The sequence below is a fragment of the Corynebacterium simulans genome (genome assembly GCF_001586215.1).
Taxonomy (GTDB): domain Bacteria; phylum Actinomycetota; class Actinomycetes; order Mycobacteriales; family Mycobacteriaceae; genus Corynebacterium; species Corynebacterium simulans.
On record NZ_CP014634.1, the window covers coordinates 2,668,959 to 2,686,343 of the forward strand.

A 17,385-nucleotide genomic window follows, 5' to 3' on the forward strand; every position below is an offset into this window, starting at 1 on the left:
GTTCGTACCTCTCTCATGAAACAGGAGAACTCGTGAAATTTCGTCGCTTTGGCCAGCTGCTCGCTGCCTCTACCGTTACTGCCGTCGCTCTCAGCGGAGCCCCTGCCTTCGCGCAGGACAACACCGTGACTATCTCCGTCAGCAACATCACTGACATCCACGGTCATTTGGAAAATGGCCTGCCCAAGGACAAGACCGTAAAGCCCGGCGATGAGATGGGCGCGGCTCTGCTGCAGTCGCTGATTAAGAAGGTCAACGAAGGCCAAGAATATGCGCTGACTTCCTCTGGCGATAACGTGGGCGGTTCTGCATATATCTCCGCCATCTCTGAGGATGAATACACCATGGACGTTCTCAACGCGATGGGCCTCGATGCTACCGCAGTGGGCAACCACGAGTTTGATAAGGGCGTCGATGACTTGCGGGACCGTATCCAGCCGCACTCCGAATTCCCGATCCTGGGCGCAAACGTCCTGCAGAATGGCAAGCCGATTCTCGATGCTTCCATCGTCCAGGAAATCGGCGGCGTCAAGGTGGGTTTTGTTGGCACCGTTACCCAGAACACCGAGTTCAAGGTTGCCCCGGCAATGATTCCAGGCGTGACCTTCACCGACCCAGTTGAGGCCACCAATAAAGAGGCAAAGCACCTGAAGGAATCCGGCGAGGCTGACGTCGTCATCGCGCTCTTCCACGAGGACGCCCAGCAGTTCGCCGACGGATTCAGCACCGACGTTGATGCGCTCTTCGGCGGCGATACCCACGTGAAGACCCAGGGCGAGGTCGCCCGCGAGGGCGCCCTGCCGCTGCAGTGGGCGCAGGGCCACGAGTACGGCAAGCTGCTCAACGACCTGGATATCACCTTCGACACCAAGGCGAAGAAGGTCACCGACATCAAAATGAAGCAGTACGACGCGACGGACGCGGCTTCGCTTAGCGAGGATGCCGAAATCGCCGCGATCGTCGATGAAGCTGCGGCCAAGGCGGAGGAGCTCGGTGCTGACGTCGTGGGCACCATGCCAGAGGCGCTCTTCCGTGGCTCCGATGAGGGCAAGGGTTCGGGCTCCAACCGCGGCGTGGAATCCACCCTGAACAACTTCATCGCGCAGGCACAGCGCAAATCTGTGGCGAAGGCCGTGGGCAAGGAGATCGACCTGGGCGTCATGAACGCCGGTGGTGTGCGCGCGGACCTGCCTGCAGGCGAGGTCACCTACAAGGATGTCTTCACGGTGCAGCCATTCGGCAACGCCGTGGCTTACGGCAAGGTTTCCGGCGCTGACCTCATCAAGGCTCTGGAGAACCAGTGGCAGGAAGGCGCATCTCGTCCGCGCCTGGCCATGGGCCTTTCCGATAACGTGCAAGTGGTTTATGACCAGACCGGTGAGCACGGTAGCCGCATTAAGTCCGTGACCATCGACGGTGAGCAGGTCGACCCGAGCAAGGACTACACCATCGCGCTGTCCACCTTCCTCATCGGCGGCGGCGACGGCTACTTCGCTGAGGGCGCCATCAAGGATGTTGTGGACTTGGGCTACATGGACACTCAGGCCATGATTGATTACATCAAGGCTGGCAAGCCAGCCGCTCGTGAGGGTCAGGGCCAGATTGGCGCTCACATCACCGGCGAGGTTAAGCCGGGCAATGAGATCACCGTGGAGCTGTCCTCCCTCAACTACACCTCTGAGGGCGAGCCGATGGCAAAGACCGCCACGGTCAAGCTGGGGGATGAGACCGCCACTGCGGATATCGACAACGCGAAGCAGGACGGTGACGACCAGTTCGGTGAGCGCGGCCGCGCGACGCTGAAGCTTAACGTGCCGGCGGACTTCACTTGCGATACCCCGCTCGAAATCACCACCGACGCTGGCACTGAGGCAACGCTGCCGCTTGACGACGCCACCTGCAGCGACGAGCCGGGCAAGGGCGATACTACCGACAGCTCCTCGCTGAGCTCCCTGTCCTCCCTGGACTCCGGTTCTTCCAAGGGCCTGGGCATTGCCGCGGGCGTCATCGCTGCCATCGTGGGCATCATCGGTGTGGTGGGCATGAACATGCACATGCTGCCGGCGCCGGTGCGTGCTTTCATTGAGAACCTGCGCAAGCAGTTCAACATATAAGCACTGCAGTCTAAAGCAAGGCACCGTGGAATCTTCTCCACGGTGCCTTTGTCTATCCAAGCTCCGTGAAGGAAAAGCGTGGTAGTAGAGTAGTTTGACGTGGATATTGTGGATTTGATCGGGCGTGAGTCGGTATATCAATTAGGCATTGAGCCACACCGAATCCCCGTGGTCTTACTTGCCACCATCGGTATCTACTTGGCCTTTATGATTCTGGTCAAGCTCTTTGGCACCCGCGTGCTGACGTCGATGACTGCCTCCGATGCGGTCATCATCATTATGTTCGGTGCCGTGGCCGGCCGTGTCATCGTGGGTAATCCACCTACCCTTGCCGCCGGCGTCATCGGCCTTCTAACGCTCATGGTTTTAGAGGCTGCCTTCGGCACCATCCGCCGCTACATCGGCTGGTCCCGCTACCTAGACCGCCGTCCCGTGCTGTTGGTCTATAACGGCGAGCTGCTCGAAGACAACATGCACTTTGCCCACATCACCGTCAGCGACGTAAATTCCGCAACCCGCAAAGCCGGACTCGGCCGCCGCGGCGACATTCAGATGATGATCCTCGAACCCACCGGCCAAATTTCCGTCATCAAAATCGGCCAATTCGTCGACCCGGACCTCTTCCGCGACATCCTCGGCGCTGAGCTCATCGAGGGCATGGACGAGGAAAAAGGGGAGAAGTAGCTGCGGTCTTGGCTGAATACGGTGTCCGTTGACTGAGTAATGTGGCTGACAGACGAGTTTTGACAGTAGCCTGAAGGCGTAGCGGCGGCCGAAGGTTATAGCCACTACTGAAAGGATGCACGTGTAATGACGGTTCCTGGCGAGCAAGCGCACAACGAACAGCCTATGTCCGATAAAGAGTTCGAAGCACTAAAGAAAGCACATTTCTTCATGGAGGAATACATGAAGTGCTTGGATGAAGCACGCAAACGTCCATGGTGGGAGAAAGCGCTTGGTGTGTTCGGCATTCGACGCATCGTGCGTTAGTAGTTGGTAGGCAACCAAAGTTCTTCTTTGGTGTTAACCAGCGAGTCTGTATGCTACGGTCGGCCAGTGTCGCCCGCTTATGCGGCGAAAAGATGGACCAGACGCAAGAAAACCGCCCACCAAATGGTGAGCGGTTGTTCTAGATCTTCGGATCGAAATTAGAAGATCTTGAAGTATTTGTTGATGAAGCCAAACAGTGCGCCGAGAGCGGAGATGACTGCGGTTGCAACGCCGATCCAAGCCTTTACCTCGTCTGCCTGGTCTTTGTCGAAGGAGGAGGAACCCTTGTTCTCCTTAGCGTCGTCCTTGTTGTCGTCGTTCTTGTTGTTGTCGGTGTTGGTGTTCGCGTAAACGGTAGCCTCAACCGGAGCCTCGTCAGCGGTCTGGGCCATAGCAGCGCCAGCGCCGCCGAAGGAGATGGTAGCGGCTGCAGCTGCTGCAACCAGTGCCTTACGGGAGAAGAACTTCATGTGTTCAATCCTTAGGAGTTTGGGAATTTCAAAGACCCCACGAATGTTAGTTCCGGCCCTGAAGATATGCAACCGATAAAGCGAAAAAGTTCATCCTGTGAAGTATCTGGAGGATTGTTGTGTGCAGGAGAAATAGGAAAAATGCACTAGATGATTGAGCCTACTTTGTGAAAAGGCCTGCGCAAGCATAAGAAAATCTCAGCTAACTCTGAAAATGGTGCATGTAAGACGAAGCCCCCTGGGCATACCCATCAGGGGTGCCCAGGGGGAGACGAAAGGACATCTATTTGTCGGCGCTTAGGCTTCGACAGACGCCTTCTTGATCTTGATTTCCTCAGCCGGCTTACCGTCGGAGGCACCGCCTTCGACGCCGATCTTGGCGATCTTGTCCATGGTCTCCTGGCCCTTGTCGGTCAGGTCGCCAAAGTAGGTGTACTCAGGCGTGAGCATGGAGTCGGCGTAGTTGACGAAGAACTGGGAGCCGTTGGTGTCCACGCCGGAGTTGGCCATGGCGATGGAGCCTTTCGGGTAGGTCACCGGGTTCTTGGTGTCAGCTTCATCAGTCTCGTCGGTTGGGTATTCGTTGGCGAAGCTAAAGCCAGGGCCGCCGGAGCCGGTGCCGGTTGGGTCACCGCACTGCAGGACGCTCAAGCCGCCGGAGGTCATGCGGTGGCAGATGGTGTCGTCGTAGTAGCCCTGATCCGCCAGGTCCGAAATTGCGTTGACGGCACACGGAGCTTTAGCACGGTCGAGCTCCATTTCGATGTCGCCCTTGTTGGTAGCAAAGTTAACCTTCACCGTTCCCTTGGTGGAGACATCCTTGCCGTCCGGAACCTTCGCCCCGTTGGCATCCCGGCCGTCCTTTTCGTAGGTGCACTGCACGCTCGCAGGCAGTGCCTCAGCACGCTTGCCGGACAGTGGCTTGGCATCCGGGGTGTCCTGAGCAGTGGTCTCTGCGGCGCTGGATTCTTCGGCCACGACCTTCTCATCGGAATTATCGCGGGTGGCGAAGAAGTAGATGCCGCCGACCAAGGCGAGGATAACTACGAGCGAGGCCGCGACAACGCCCAGAGGGCGGGTCTTTTCCTTGCGGTCACGGGCCTTAAGCTCACGGTCGAGCTGGTTTAGCGCTTCTTCGCCACGCTGTTTGTTGTTGGGCATTTAATGGTCCTTTGGCGATGGATTTCGAGTTAAACGCTAGCTTCTAAGCCAGTGGGCTCGAGCTATACCTGACAGAGTCTAGCCCGTCTGGCCCAACGGATCGTATTTGCCCATCGTGGCACGCCAGGCAATCCTTCAGTAGGGTGGGGCGCCATGGCTCACGTTAAATTCAATGGAAACGAAACCGAAATCGCCGGAAACCTACCTGAGGTAGGGCAGAAGCTGCCAGAGTTCACGCTCGTCGGCACCGATCTTTCCGAGGTAACCAACCAGGACTTCGAGGGCAAGCGCCTGGTTATCTCCTTGTTCCCGTCCGTAGACACCGGCGTGTGTGCAGCGCAGCTGCGTTCCTTCAACGAGAAGGCTGCCGGCCTAGACAACACCGTTGTGTTGTCCGTGTCCCGTGACCTGCCATTCGCGCAGGAGCGCTTCTGTGCAGCAGAGGGCATTGAGAACGTCGTTAGCGCTTCTGACTTCCGCTCTGACTTCGGCGAGAAGCTGGGCATTACCCTGCAGGGCTCCCCGCTGAAGGGCCTGCTGGCTCGCTCCGTTGTTGTCACCGATGAAGAGCACAAGGTCATCTACACCGAGCTCGTCGATGAAGTCACCACCGAGCCGAACTACGACGCTGTGATCGAGGCATTGAGCAAGTAAATCAGCGAGTAAAAGCTCACTAAATCTCATCTAGCGCCTGGCCCCACTGCATTGGGGGCGGGCGCTAGACTGCGTTTTATGACTTTGAGCGTTTTAGGTTTCGCAGCTGGGCCCTACAAGACCAATACCTATGTGGTGGCCAATGGCTCCCGCGCTTTCGTGGTTGACCCAGGCATGCACGCGATGCAACGTGTTCTCGACTTGGGTAAAGAGCATGGCCTTAACTTCGAAGCTATCGTCTTGACCCATGGCCACCTCGACCACACCCGCGAGGCAGGTGACCTTGCCAAGCAGCTCAACCTTCCGGTGTACATCCACCCCAAGGACGCGTTCATGCTTGTTGACGGTTCCGGGGTCTCACCGGAATCGCAGCTGCTTTTCGACGCCGCGAATATGCTCGCCATCGACGATCTTCGCGAGCTCCACGGCGGCAAGACCTTGGAACTCATCGGCTACGAGTTCCGCATCGAGCATGCCCCGGGTCATTCGCCGGGCTCCGTCCTTATTATTGCCGAGGAATTCGTGCTTGCCGGCGACGTCCTCTTTAAAGGCTCTATCGGGCGCACCGACCTCGAGCACTCTGACCCAAGCGCGATGCAGCTCTCGCTTGCCGGGCCTGTCTGGAGGCTCGATGACAAGCTCGCTGTCCTGCCCGGACACGGCGCAACCACCACGATGGGCGCCGAAAGGGCAACTAATCCATTCTTGGCCACGCTACGGGATGTACTCTGATACGCGTGAGTGATAAGAAGCAGTTTAAGGCCCTGTCCGCTCCCAAAGGAGTCCCGGACTACATTCCGCCGCAATCGGCGACCTTCTACAAGGTGCGTGAGAACCTGGTCCATCAGGCTCATCTCTCCGGCTTCCAGCACATCGAGCTTCCGATCTTCGAAGACACCACGCTTTTCGCGCGTGGTGTTGGTGAATCCACCGATGTGGTCTCCAAGGAGATGTACACCTTCGCAGACCGCGGCGACCGATCGGTAACCCTGCGCCCAGAAGGCACCGCAGGCGTTATGCGTTCTGTCATTGAGCACAACCTTGACCGCGGCCAGCTGCCGGTCAAGCTCAACTACTTCGGACCTTTCTTCCGTTACGAGCGCCCGCAGGCTGGCCGCTACCGCCAGCTTCAGCAGGTCGGTGTCGAGGCCATCGGCGTTGACGATCCCGCGCTCGACGCCGAGGTCATCGCCCTGGCAGATCGCTCCTTCCGTTCCCTCGGGCTGAGCCAATTCCGTCTCGAGCTGACCAGCTTGGGTGACCAGAACTGTCGCCCGGCTTACCGCGAGAAGCTGCAGGAGTTCTTGTTCAAGCTCGACTTAGATGAGGAAACCCGCAAGCGTGCGGAGATCAACCCGCTGCGTGTCCTCGATGACAAGCGTTCTGAGGTCCAGGAGCAGCTTGCCGACGCCCCGCTGATGCTCGATCACCTAAACGACGAGTGCCGTGAGCATTTCGAGACGGTCACCGGCCTGCTCGATGACATGGGCATCGAGTACACCATCAATCCGCGCATGGTCCGCGGCTTGGATTACTACACCAAGACCTGTTTCGAGTTCGTGCACCCGTTGCTCGGCGCGCAGTCCGGCATCGGTGGAGGCGGCCGCTACGACGGCCTGATGTCTCAGCTGGGAGGCCAGGAGCTTTCCGGCATCGGCTACGGCCTCGGCGTCGACCGCACCATCTTGGCTCTGGAGGCTGAGGGCATCCAGCTCGACGGCGTCGACCAGCGCGTTGAGGTCTTTGGCGTGGCACTGGGCGCCGATGCTAAGCGCCGTATGGCAGGCATCGTCAACGACCTGCGCAACGCCGGCATCTCCGCTGACATGTCCTTCGGCGACCGCGGCCTCAAGGGGGCGATGAAGGGCGCGGACCGTGCCGGCGCTCGCTTCGCGCTTGTCCTGGGCGAGCAGGAGCTCGAAAACGGCGTTGTCGCCGTCAAGGACCTTGCCGCGCATGAGCAAAGCGACGTCGCCATTGACGCGCTCGTTGAGCACCTGCGCAGCCAGCTGAATTAAGCCAACGACGTTAAAGGGCATCTCGCTGAGATGCCAAAGGCGCCTTCCTTCCCACATATCGGTTGGGGAGTGAAGGCGCCTTTTGTTTTGCTACTATGCGTTCGCCATGCCGCTTTTGATGCCTGCCAAGTAGATGCGCAGCATACGTTTTGGATATCGGGCACGTAGTTCTCCACGTGCACCTTCCTGGGGCGCACCAGCGTTAAGATTCCCACCACGAAGTCGAGGTGCCCCACGCCTGGGCCAATTACGTCGTGCTGCTTTCCGAGCTCGATGAACCTTTCGCCGTTTTCCTGCAACGCGTCGCGCTTCAATTGCAAATCCTCCGGCAGGGTATCTAAGTCCTCCGGCACGAAGGAAGGGATGAGGCTGGTCAAACCCATTTCCGTGAGCTTGAGAGCATAGTCCAGGACGAAGTTTTCCGCGTCCGAAGGATCGGATTCGAAGCCTTTAATCAAGCGATTTTGGAAGACCAGAAAATCGTCGCTCATGTGTTCCGCGCACGCGTGAATCAACCCTTCACGGTCCGGGAAGTTGCGGTAGAGCGTGGCGACGCCCACGCCTGCTTCCTAGGCAATCTTTTCAAGGGAGACCGAGTTGCCATGGCGTTTAAACATGGCGCATGCCGCCTCGATGATGGCTATTCGGCGGCGTAATGCATCGGCTCGCATGGAGGTAGATATCGCTTTCTAGGTTAGGGTCTGTGCGTTAGCGATAAGACTACCTTTTGCCACGCAAGCCTTTTTGCATTAGCACTCCACCTGCGTGACGGCGAAGCCTAGGGTCTTTGCGAGGCCACCAATGGAGGTCTCCTTGTACTTCGCCAGCATGTCGCGGCCGGTATCGGCCATCGTCTGCACGGCGGCGTCGAGAGAAACGTGGTGCGTGCCTTGGCCCATGCGCGCCAGGCGCGCGGCGTTGATGGACTTGACCGCGCCGATGGCGTTGCGCTCGATGCACGGAATCTGCACGAGGCCGCCGACTGGGTCGCAGGTAAGGCCGAGGTTGTGTTCCAGCGCAATCTCGGCTGCATTTTCGATCTGCGCCGGCGTTGCGCCTAGCAGTTCAGCCATGCCGGCCGCCGCCATTGACGACGCCGAGCCTACCTCGCCTTGACAGCCCACCTCGGCGCCCGAAATCGAGGCGTTGTGCTTGATGATCATGCCGATGGCACCCGCGGTAAGCAAGTAGCGGCGGGCGGAATCGCGGGTGAAGTTCGGCTTGAAGTCACGGGCATAGTGCAACACCGCTGGGATGATGCCGCAGGCGCCGTTCGTTGGGGCCGTGATGACGCGGCCACCGGCGGCATTTTGCTCGTTGACGGCGAGCGCAAACAGGTTGACCCACTCCATAGCGGAAAAACCGCAGGTCTTATCGTCGTGGCCCTCCATTAGCTGCTTGTACATGCCCGGCGCGCGGCGTGGGACCTGCAGGCCGCCCGGCAAGATGCCGGAGGTAGAGATGCCGTCGGTGACGCACTCGCGCATGATGTCCCACACCAAATCCAGGTGCGCGTAGACGTATTCGAGGCCGCCGTCTTCTTTATGGAGCGCTTCCTGGTTGGCGGCGACAATCTCCCAGATCTTCAAATCGTGCTTTTCGCACAGCGCCAGCAATTGCTCGCCCGTGGTGAATGGGTAAGGAACATCGTCGGTGGATTCGGCCGCTGCCATGCCGGCAGGTACCTCGGCGGAGGCTGCGACCTCGGCGTCGAGTTCCGCGCGGGAGAGAATGAATCCGCCGCCGACGGAGAAGTACTCGGCGTGCTCGGCCAGTAGGTTGCCCTCTGCATCCCAGGCATCGAAGATGAGGCAATTCGGGTGCTCGGGGACCGGCTCGTTGTTGAACTCGATGGAATATTCCATCGCGCCCAGCGGGCCGTCGGTCATGCCTTTGCTCGGAATGGGCTGATCGGAACGCGGTTCAGCATCAACCGGGACGGTCAGCGGATCCCAGCCGGCCAAGCCCAGAATCACCGCGCGGTCGGTGCCGTGGCCGCGGCCAGTCAGCGAAAGCGAGCCCCGCAGCTCGGTGTGCACCTTGGCTGGATGCTCCGGCAGCGTTTTCAGGAACGCAAGGGCCGCGCGCATTGGGCCGACGGTGTGCGAGGAAGATGGGCCAATGCCGATGGAGAAAATGTCGGTGACGCTGATTGCCATGCTGGGCGGTGCCTCCTTTGTGAGTTTGCTTTGTGAGTTTGGAAATTAAATTGGGGGTAGGTGGGGGGAGTATTTCTAGGGGGCAGGCTGTGGCTAAACCCGTGTTAATTGCGATCTTGCTGCGGCCGAAATTCTCTGTGACGAGGACTTTTTCCGGAAGGCCTCGCATACAGTTTCTCCATGTTACCGCTTTGGCAGTAGTTCACTACGTGGAGGCAGCGTTGTTAACCCCTCGGGGTGGGTGTGACCAAGGTCAAGCGATTTTTGGGGATAAGCCGATAGAAATTATTGAATTTTATTGTGTGACCTTTGCACACAATGAATACTGATTAGTATCTCGGTTCACAATAGTTAAGCAATTCAGCGTGCCTAACAACTGTGGCTGGATAAAAGTTCTTTCATCTGCTCTGTCTGATTCCTCGGGAGATTATCGTGAGTATCAAGACCGGACCCGAACCGCGGTCCGACATCGAATTTGTTGAAGTCGACGGCCAGGCACAGCCCATCGACGTAAAGCCGGAAAAGGTCATCGGCAACGTTGAGAAGATCGTCATTTTGATTGCCGCTATCGCTGCGGCTGCCGGTTGGGGAGTGCTCGCTCTCCACCGCGGTGAGACCATCAACTCCGTGTGGTTGGTCCTGGCCGCCGTTGGCTCCTACATTATCGGATATACCCTGTACGCTCGCCTTATTGAGTACAAGGTGGTAAAGCCGCGCAATAGTCGTGCGACTCCTGCCGAGTACGCCAATGACGGTAAGGACTTCCTGCCTACCGATCGCCGCGTGCTCTTTGGCCATCACTTCGCCGCTATTGCCGGCGCGGGCCCGCTGGTCGGCCCGGTCATGGCGGCGCAGATGGGCTATCTCCCGGGCACACTATGGATCGTCCTCGGCGTCGTCTTTGCGGGCGCGGTACAGGATTACCTGGTGTTGTGGGTTTCCACGCGGCGCAAGGGCCGCTCGCTGGGCCAAATGATCAACGATGAGATGGGTAAAATTGGAGGCATCGCGGGCATCATCGCCACCGTCGCCATCATGATCATCATCATCGCAGTGCTGGCGCTCATCGTGGTCAACGCTTTGGCGGATTCGCCGTGGGGCGTCTTCTCCATCACGATGACCATCCCCATCGCTTTGTTCATGGGCCTCTACCTGCGCTACATCCGCCCTGGCAAGGTCTCTGAGGTCTCCGTCATTGGCGTCATCCTGCTGCTTGCCGCCATCATCGGCGGCGGTTGGGTCTCCGATACTGAGCTCGGTGCCAGCATGTTTACCTGGTCCAAGGAGACCTTAGCCTTTGCCATCATTGGCTATGGCATCGTGGCAGCTATCCTGCCGGTCTGGCTGCTGCTTGCCCCGCGTGACTACCTGTCTACCTTCATGAAGATTGGCGTCATCGCGCTGCTTGCCATCGCCATCGTGATTGAGCGCCCGTCCGTGCACATGCCGGCAGTGACCAGCTTCGCCACGGACGGAAATGGCCCAGTCTTCTCCGGCAACCTCTTTCCGTTCCTGTTTATCACCATTGCGTGCGGCGCACTTTCTGGCTTCCACGCGCTGATCTCCTCGGGTACCACGCCAAAGCTCATTGAGAAGGAATCCCACATGCGTGCCATCGGTTACGGCGGCATGATCATGGAGTCCTTCGTCGCGGTCATGGCGCTTATCTCCGCGGTCATCATTGACCGCCACATGTACTTCGCCATGAACTCTCCAGCGCCGAAGACACAGGGCACTGCGGAAGGTGCGGCCGACTTCGTAGGCACCCTCAACCTGCCCGGCGCTGGCATCACCGCCGAGCAGCTAACCGCCGCAGCCCAGGCAGTGGGCGAGGAGTCCATCGTTTCCCGCACCGGCGGCGCGCCAACGCTGGCTTATGGCATGTCCGAAATCATGACGCAGATGCTGGGCAATCCAGCCATGCAGGCTTTCTGGTACCACTTTGCCATCATGTTCGAGGCGCTGTTTATCCTCACCACGGTGGACGCTGGCACCCGCGTGGCACGCTTTATGATGTCCGACTCCTTGGGAGGCATCCCGGGCCTGGGCAAGTTCCGCGACCAAAGCTGGAAGCTCGGGACCTACCTTTCCACTTTCATCGTCTGTGCGCTGTGGGGCGCCATTCTCATCATGGGCGTTACCGATCCGCTAGGCGGCATCAACGTGCTCTTCCCGCTCTTCGGCATCGCGAACCAGCTGTTAGCTGCGATGGCGCTCGCACTCGTCGTGGTCGTGGTGGTCAAGAAGGGTCTTTATAAGTGGGTCTGGATTCCGCTTATCCCGCTGGCCTGGGACCTCATCGTGACCATGACCGCGTCCTGGCAGAAGATCTTCAGCTCCGATCCGACCATCGGCTATTGGGCTAACCACGCGCGTTTCAAAGACGCCGCGGCTCAGGGGCTTAGCGAGTTCGGGTCTGCAAAGTCCGTCGAAGAAATTGACGCAGTGGTGCGTAATACCTTCATCCAAGGCTGTCTATCTATCCTCTTCGCCGTGCTTGTCCTAGCCGTTATTGGTGCGGCAGTGATGTCGTGTATCAAGGCGGTCAAGCAGCGCGTAGCCGGTATCGAGCCAGTGGATTCGGAGACCGAGGACATCCCGTCCACGCTGTTCCTGCCTCGTGGAATGATGCCGACCAAGCGGGAGAAGGAAGTAGCCGCGCAGTACAACATGAGCTTCGAAGAAACTGGAGGGCATTAGTGATTAGCGCGCTCAAGAAAATCACCTGGTACGTCGGCGAGCTCATGGGCGATCACGCCTACGCGAAGTACTGCGCTCACCTTAAAGCGCATCATCCCGACGCCGTGATTCCAACCGAGCGCGAATATTGGCGTGCCCGCTACGCCGAGCAGGATGCCAACCCCGGTGCGCGGTGCTGCTAGATGACGCTGTGGCTAGGCGGTGCCGTCGTGGCCTTTCAGCAGCGCGCTAAACGGCGTGAACTCTTCTTCCACGTCCAATCCGGTGGGACGTGGGGAAGGCTCTGCCAAGTTCGGGGCGGCTAGTCCTGCGACGCGGTCGGTGGGAGCCACGATGAGATCGGCAAGCTCCTTGGCCGCGCGCTCGATGCGCTGGGCGTTGCGTGTACCTTCTGCGGTGCCGAAGTCTTCGGTGGCTTGGAAGACGCCGGTGGGGATCACTGTGGCATGCAGGTAGTTAAACAGCGGACGCAATGCATAGTCGAGCACCAACGCATGCCGCGAAGACCCGCCCGTGGCTGCAATCGCTGTGGGCAGGTGCTCCAAGGCGTGCGGATCGAGTGTGTCGAAGAAGAGCTTGAAAAGGCCCGAGTAGCTGCCCTGGAAAATCGGGGTCACCGCAATCAGTGCGCTCGCCGTCGATAGTGCGCGCTTTGCCTCATCTAGGCGGGGAGTGGTGGAGCCCCAGTTCGTCATGGCCTCGGCGAGCTCGGTGGCAAGCTCACGGAGTTCAATCATGGTGGTCTCCACGCCTTCGCCTCGGGCGCCGACCTGGGAGCACACGGCCTGGGAGAGGGCGTCGGCAAGCGCGCGCGTTGATGACGGCGTGGATAGCCCTGCGGTAACAACGACCAGTGAACGCATCTAGTTCTCCTCTCCGGGGTTGACCTTGAAATGGGGTGCGGCGGGGTTGGCCTTCAGACTTGCGTGGGTAGGCGGATTTGAAGGCACATGCTCCGGGCGGCGGGCCTCCATGCGGCGGCGCAGCTCCGGAACCACCTGGGTGCCCAAGATTTCAATCTGTTTCAGCACCACCTCCTGCGGCAGGCCCGCGTGATCGATGAGGAAAAGCTGGCGCTGGTAATCGCCCACCCAATCGGCAAACTGCATGGTGCGCTCGATGACCTGCTCCACCGTGCCTACAGTCAGCGGCGTCTGCGCGGTGAACTCCTCCAGGGAAGGGCCGTGGCCGTACACCGGTGCGTTATCGAAGTAGGGGCGGAAGAACTTCTTCGCCTCGGCTTCGGTCTCGCCGATGAAGACCTGGCCGCCCAAGCCCACGATGGCCTGATCCGCGCGGCTGTGACCGTAGGACTCGAAGCGGCGGCGGTAAATGCCCACCATCTTCGCGGTGTGCTCCTTGTTCCAGAAGATGTTGTTGTGGAAGAAGCCATCGCCGTAGAAGGCGGCCTGCTCGGCAATCTGCACCGAGCGGATGGAGCCGTGCCAGACAAAAGGCGGCACGCCGTCAAGGGGCGCCGGGGTAGACGTATACCCCTGAAGAGGCGTTCGGTACTTGCCTGTCCAATTAACCACCGGCTCGCGCCACAGCCGGCGCAGCAAGTGATAGTTCTCCACCGCCAGTGGGATGCCTTCGCGGATATCCTTGCCAAACCACGGATAAACCGGGCCCGTGTTGCCGCGGCCCATCATGAGATCTACGCGGCCGCCGGAAAGGTGCTGCAGGAAGGCATAGTCCTCGGCGATCTTTACCGGGTCATTGGTGGTGATAAGCGTTGTGGAGGTGGATAGCTGCAGGTTCTTTGTCTGTGCGGCGATATATGCCAGGTGTGTCGTCGGTGAGGAGGGTACGAAGGGCGGGTTGTGGTGCTCGCCGGTGGCAAAGACGTCGAGGCCAACCTCCTCGGCCTTCAGCGCAATCTCGGTCATATTGCGGATGCGCTCGGCCTCGCTGGGGCTGATGCCGTTGGTTGGGTCCGCGGTGACATCGCCGATGCTAAAGATTCCGAATTGCATGCTGCTCCCTTGAGTGTGGCTTAGAACTTTAGTGTATATGACATGTCAACAACAGGGGTGCGTGGGAAATTCCCACGCACCCCTGTCATTTTTAGGCGGGACCTAGACTTTAGGCGCTATAAGTGTTTAGCCGTTATAAGCATTGCGCTCGAGGTAGTCGCACCGCGCCATCTCGCCTGATTGGTAGCCGGCCAAGAAGGCTTTGGAGCGCATTTCGGAAGAACCGTGTGTCCACTGATCGGGGCGGACCTGGCCGCCGGAGCGCTGCTGGATGTTGTCATCGCCAACAGCGGCAGCGGCGGTCACTGCGTTCTCGAGCTGCTGCTTCGAAATCTCTTGCAGGCCCATGTTCGTATTGTCATCGGCATAGTTTGCCCAGATGCCTGCGTAGCAGTCTGCCTGCAGCTCAATCTTGACGGCGTTGGAATCCTCGCCCGGTTGGTTGTAATTGGAAAGACCCAGCGTTCCCTCGAGGTTTTGAATGTGGTGACCAAACTCGTGGGCCACGATATACATTTGCGTCAGGGGGGCGTTCTCGGCGCCGAATTGGGTGAGTTGATCGAAAAAGGCGGTATCGAAATAGGCCGTCTGATCACTCGGGCAGTAGAACGGGCCGGTGGCGGCCGATGCTTGGCCGCAGCCGGACGTGGTGGCGCCGTGAAAGATGACCATTCCGGGTTCGGTGTATTCCAGCCCGGCCTGCTTTGGAAGTTGGTCCGCCCAAACGCGGTCGATGGACTGGGCGGCGTACATGACGCGGCAGTCGTCGTACTTGTTGCCGTCCTCAGCGGTCTGGCAGTGGGCAAGCTCTCCGGTGGGGTTGCCGTTTGCGTCTGTGCCGTTTTCTTCCTGCGCTATTTGGCCCTGGTCATTCTCGGTGCCGAAGTACTGATCAAGATCGGATGGGTTTCCGCCCATGATCAGGAACAAACCGATGAGGACGAGAGTGCCCAGGCCGCCCCCTGCCGCAATGGTGCCGCCGCGGCGCCCGCCGCCACCAGAGCGGGCGCGGGTGTTGTTGAATTCTGCATCCGAACGAAATGTCATGCCATTGATAATGCCATATGTCCAGCGCATTGTGCCGCCAGAAAATATAGATACTTTCTGTAGCTGCCTCATCGAAACGAAATACTAGGCGGGGTTGTAGACTTGGGCGCGTTCAAGTTTTGCCATTCTCCGGCGCGTGCTGTCTACGCGTGGCGGGAGAGGGTAAAAAATCGAAATAGAAGGGACTGAACACTAGTGCTGCGCACTCATTTGGCCGGCGAGCTCCGCAAGGACATCGCAGGCGAGACTGTTACTCTCACCGGTTGGGTTTCCCGCCGTCGCGACCACGGTGGAGTTATCTTCATTGACCTGCGTGACCGATCCGGCATCGCCCAGGTTGTCTTCCGCGAATCCGAAGTAGCAGAGCACGCACACGACCTGCGCTCTGAGTACTGCGTGAAGGTAACCGGCGTCGTCGAGCCGCGTCCAGAAGGATCCGAGAACCCGAACCTGCCTTCCGGCGAGATCGAGGTCAACGTCACCGAGCTCGAGGTCCTCAACAAGTCCGCAGCACTGCCTTTCCAGATCGATGACCCATCCACCTCTGGAGAGGTCGGCGAGGAAGCGCGCCTGAAGTACCGCTACCTGGATCTGCGCCGTAAGACCCAGGGTGACGCGCTGCGTCTGCGCTCTGCGGCAAATCGTGCAGCCCGCAAGGTGCTCGACGCTCACGATTTCACCGAGATCGAGACCCCAACCCTGACCCGCTCCACCCCAGAAGGCGCCCGTGACTTCCTGGTCCCAGCACGCCTGAAGCCAGGCTCCTGGTACGCCCTGCCACAGTCGCCGCAGCTGTTCAAGCAGCTGCTCATGGTTGCCGGCATGGAGCGCTACTACCAGATCGCGCGCTGCTACCGCGACGAGGATTTCCGCGCTGACCGCCAGCCGGAGTTCACCCAGCTCGACGTCGAGATGTCCTTCGTGGACCAGGACGACGTCATCGCACTAGCCGAGGAGATCGTCTCCGAGCTGTGGAAGCTCATCGGCTACGAAATCACCACGCCGATCCCGCGTATGACCTACGCTGATGCGATGAAGTACTACGGCTCTGATAAGCCGGACCTGCGCTTTGACATCAAGATCGTCGAGTGCACCGAGTTCTTCAAGGACACCACCTTCCGCGTATTCCAGAACGAGTACGTCGGTGCCGTCGTCATGGAAGGTGGCGCATCCCAGCCGCGCCGCCAGTTCGATGCTTGGCAGGAATGGGCAAAGCAGCGCGGCGCTAAGGGCCTTGCCTACATCACCATTGCTGAGGATGGCACCCTGGGCGGCCCGGTGGCCAAGAACATCACCGACGCCGAGCGCGAGGGCATCGCCGCTCACGTGGGCGCAAAGCCTGGCGACGCCATCTTTTTTGCCGCAGGCGACACTAAGTCCTCCCGCGCTCTGCTCGGCGCAGCCCGTGGCGAGATCGCCCGCAAGCTCGACCTCATCAAGGAAGGCGACTGGGCCTTTACCTGGGTCGTCGACGCACCACTGTTCGAGCCGGCTGCCGACGCCACCGCATCCGGTGACGTTGCCCTGGGCCACTCCAAGTGGACGGCCGTGCACCACGCCTTTACCTCCCCGAAGCCGGAGTACCTCGACACCTTCGACCAGAACCCGGGCGAGGCTACCGCTTACGCTTATGACATCGTCTGCAACGGCAACGAGATCGGCGGCGGTTCCATCCGTATCCACCAGCAGGATGTGCAAAAGCGAGTCTTCGACGTCATGGGAATCGGCGAGGAAGAAGCACAGGAGAAGTTCGGCTTCCTGCTCGACGCATTCCAGTACGGCGCACCGCCACACGGCGGCATCGCATTCGGCTGGGACCGCATCGTGTCCCTGCTCGGCGGCTTTGACTCCATCCGCGACGTCATTGCTTTCCCGAAGTCCGGCGGCGGCGTCGATCCGCTGACCGACGCCCCGGCACCGATCCCTGCCGCACAGCGCAAGGAGACCGGCGTCGACTTCAAGCCGGAAAAGAAGTCAGAAGAAAAGGCTGCAGCGAAGTAAGCGCTAAAGCTTGCTTTTAAAGCGGGGCAGGGCCGAAGCTGCGGGAAAGTGTTTCACCACACCGCATGAGGCGGTGCCCCGCTTTTGCTGCGAGC

Annotated in this window: 16 protein-coding genes; 9 read left to right on the forward strand and 7 right to left on the reverse strand. The window is 59.6% G+C overall.

Annotated elements, in window-relative coordinates:
* The first annotated feature begins 32 nt into the window (after window positions 1-32).
* The 3 genes from WM42_RS12500 to WM42_RS12510 all read left to right on the forward strand — a co-directional run bounded on the left by WM42_RS12500 (window position 33) and on the right by WM42_RS12510 (window position 3,104).
* Entirely contained in the window at window positions 33-2,114 is a 2,082-nt protein-coding gene (locus WM42_RS12500) for a bifunctional metallophosphatase/5'-nucleotidase (protein ID WP_062038817.1), read from the forward strand.
* A gap of 99 nt (window positions 2,115-2,213) precedes the next feature.
* Window positions 2,214-2,798, forward strand: coding sequence for a DUF421 domain-containing protein (locus tag WM42_RS12505; RefSeq protein WP_062038820.1), 585 nt, complete (start codon window positions 2,214-2,216; stop codon window positions 2,796-2,798).
* 126 nt (window positions 2,799-2,924) lie between these two features.
* Window positions 2,925-3,104: a hypothetical protein gene (locus tag WM42_RS12510; protein WP_062038823.1), complete on the forward strand. Its 180-nt coding sequence runs from the start codon at window positions 2,925-2,927 to the stop codon at window positions 3,102-3,104.
* 158 nt (window positions 3,105-3,262) lie between these two features.
* Here WM42_RS12510 and WM42_RS12515 read toward each other — a convergent pair whose 3' ends face one another.
* Window positions 3,263-3,574 carry a hypothetical protein gene (locus WM42_RS12515; protein ID WP_062038826.1) on the reverse strand — a complete coding sequence of 104 codons (312 nt, stop codon included), beginning with the start codon at window positions 3,572-3,574 and terminating at the stop codon, window positions 3,263-3,265.
* 297 nt (window positions 3,575-3,871) lie between these two features.
* Window positions 3,872-4,735: a peptidylprolyl isomerase gene (locus WM42_RS12520; protein WP_062038829.1), complete on the reverse strand. Its 864-nt coding sequence runs from the start codon at window positions 4,733-4,735 to the stop codon at window positions 3,872-3,874.
* A 153-nt stretch (window positions 4,736-4,888) separates the two neighbouring features.
* Between WM42_RS12520 and tpx the strand changes: the two genes are divergently transcribed.
* From tpx to hisS, 3 genes are all read left to right on the forward strand, one after another.
* Window positions 4,889-5,389, forward strand: coding sequence for a thiol peroxidase (gene tpx / locus WM42_RS12525; protein WP_062038832.1), 501 nt, complete (start codon window positions 4,889-4,891; stop codon window positions 5,387-5,389).
* A 78-nt stretch (window positions 5,390-5,467) separates the two neighbouring features.
* A complete protein-coding gene (locus tag WM42_RS12530) occupies window positions 5,468-6,121 on the forward strand; it encodes an MBL fold metallo-hydrolase (protein WP_062038835.1) in 654 nt (217 codons plus the stop codon).
* A 5-nt stretch (window positions 6,122-6,126) separates the two neighbouring features.
* Window positions 6,127-7,407, forward strand: a complete 1,281-nt coding sequence (gene hisS / locus WM42_RS12535) for a histidine--tRNA ligase (protein ID WP_062038838.1) — start codon at window positions 6,127-6,129, stop codon at window positions 7,405-7,407.
* Here hisS and WM42_RS12540 read toward each other — a convergent pair.
* Together WM42_RS12540 and WM42_RS12545 are read right to left on the reverse strand one after the other, a co-directional pair.
* Window positions 7,404-7,967, reverse strand: coding sequence for a TetR/AcrR family transcriptional regulator (locus tag WM42_RS12540; protein ID WP_235591273.1), 564 nt, complete (start codon window positions 7,965-7,967; stop codon window positions 7,404-7,406). The two genes, hisS and WM42_RS12540, sit on opposite strands and share 4 nt — an antisense overlap.
* A gap of 189 nt (window positions 7,968-8,156) precedes the next feature.
* Window positions 8,157-9,566 (reverse strand): L-serine ammonia-lyase, encoded by a 1,410-nt coding sequence (locus tag WM42_RS12545; RefSeq protein ID WP_061922766.1) that lies wholly within the window; start codon window positions 9,564-9,566, stop codon window positions 8,157-8,159.
* A 432-nt stretch (window positions 9,567-9,998) separates the two neighbouring features.
* Between WM42_RS12545 and WM42_RS12550 the strand changes: the two genes are divergently transcribed.
* Window positions 9,999-12,266: a carbon starvation CstA family protein gene (locus WM42_RS12550; RefSeq protein ID WP_062038841.1), complete on the forward strand. Its 2,268-nt coding sequence runs from the start codon at window positions 9,999-10,001 to the stop codon at window positions 12,264-12,266.
* On the forward strand, window positions 12,266-12,448 hold the full coding sequence (locus tag WM42_RS12555) for a YbdD/YjiX family protein (RefSeq protein ID WP_371326209.1): 183 nt from the start codon (window positions 12,266-12,268) through the stop codon (window positions 12,446-12,448). The genes WM42_RS12550 and WM42_RS12555 overlap by 1 nt, the downstream gene beginning before the upstream one ends.
* A gap of 12 nt (window positions 12,449-12,460) precedes the next feature.
* Here the strand turns inward: WM42_RS12555 and WM42_RS12560 are convergent, their stop codons facing one another.
* The 3 genes from WM42_RS12560 to ypfJ form a co-directional block, all read right to left on the reverse strand.
* Window positions 12,461-13,129: an FMN reductase gene (locus WM42_RS12560; protein WP_062038844.1), complete on the reverse strand. Its 669-nt coding sequence runs from the start codon at window positions 13,127-13,129 to the stop codon at window positions 12,461-12,463.
* Window positions 13,130-14,242: an LLM class flavin-dependent oxidoreductase gene (locus WM42_RS12565; protein ID WP_062038847.1), complete on the reverse strand. Its 1,113-nt coding sequence runs from the start codon at window positions 14,240-14,242 to the stop codon at window positions 13,130-13,132. It lies immediately after the preceding gene.
* A 126-nt stretch (window positions 14,243-14,368) separates the two neighbouring features.
* Window positions 14,369-15,289 carry a KPN_02809 family neutral zinc metallopeptidase gene (gene ypfJ / locus WM42_RS12570; RefSeq protein ID WP_062039518.1) on the reverse strand — a complete coding sequence of 307 codons (921 nt, stop codon included), beginning with the start codon at window positions 15,287-15,289 and terminating at the stop codon, window positions 14,369-14,371.
* Between the two features lie 195 nt (window positions 15,290-15,484).
* Between ypfJ and aspS the strand changes: the two genes are divergently transcribed.
* Window positions 15,485-17,290, forward strand: coding sequence for an aspartate--tRNA ligase (gene aspS / locus WM42_RS12575; protein ID WP_062038851.1), 1,806 nt, complete (start codon window positions 15,485-15,487; stop codon window positions 17,288-17,290).
* Window positions 17,291-17,385 lie beyond the last annotated feature (95 nt).

Bases quoted from the DNA above. Each gene is read 5' to 3' on its own strand.
- WM42_RS12565 (WP_062038847.1), bottom strand. From the start codon at position 14,242: ATGCAATTCGGAATCTTTAGCATCGGCGATGTCACCGCGGACCCAACC.
- WM42_RS12510 (WP_062038823.1), top strand. From the start codon at position 2,925: ATGACGGTTCCTGGCGAGCAAGCGCACAACGAACAGCCTATGTCCGAT.
- WM42_RS12545 (WP_061922766.1), bottom strand. From the start codon at position 9,566: ATGGCAATCAGCGTCACCGACATTTTCTCCATCGGCATTGGCCCATCT.
- WM42_RS12520 (WP_062038829.1), bottom strand. From the start codon at position 4,735: ATGCCCAACAACAAACAGCGTGGCGAAGAAGCGCTAAACCAGCTCGAC.
- WM42_RS12560 (WP_062038844.1), bottom strand. From the start codon at position 13,129: ATGCGTTCACTGGTCGTTGTTACCGCAGGGCTATCCACGCCGTCATCA.
- WM42_RS12530 (WP_062038835.1), top strand. From the start codon at position 5,468: ATGACTTTGAGCGTTTTAGGTTTCGCAGCTGGGCCCTACAAGACCAAT.
- tpx (WP_062038832.1), top strand. From the start codon at position 4,889: ATGGCTCACGTTAAATTCAATGGAAACGAAACCGAAATCGCCGGAAAC.
- WM42_RS12515 (WP_062038826.1), bottom strand. From the start codon at position 3,574: ATGAAGTTCTTCTCCCGTAAGGCACTGGTTGCAGCAGCTGCAGCCGCT.
- ypfJ (WP_062039518.1), bottom strand. From the start codon at position 15,289: ATGACATTTCGTTCGGATGCAGAATTCAACAACACCCGCGCCCGCTCT.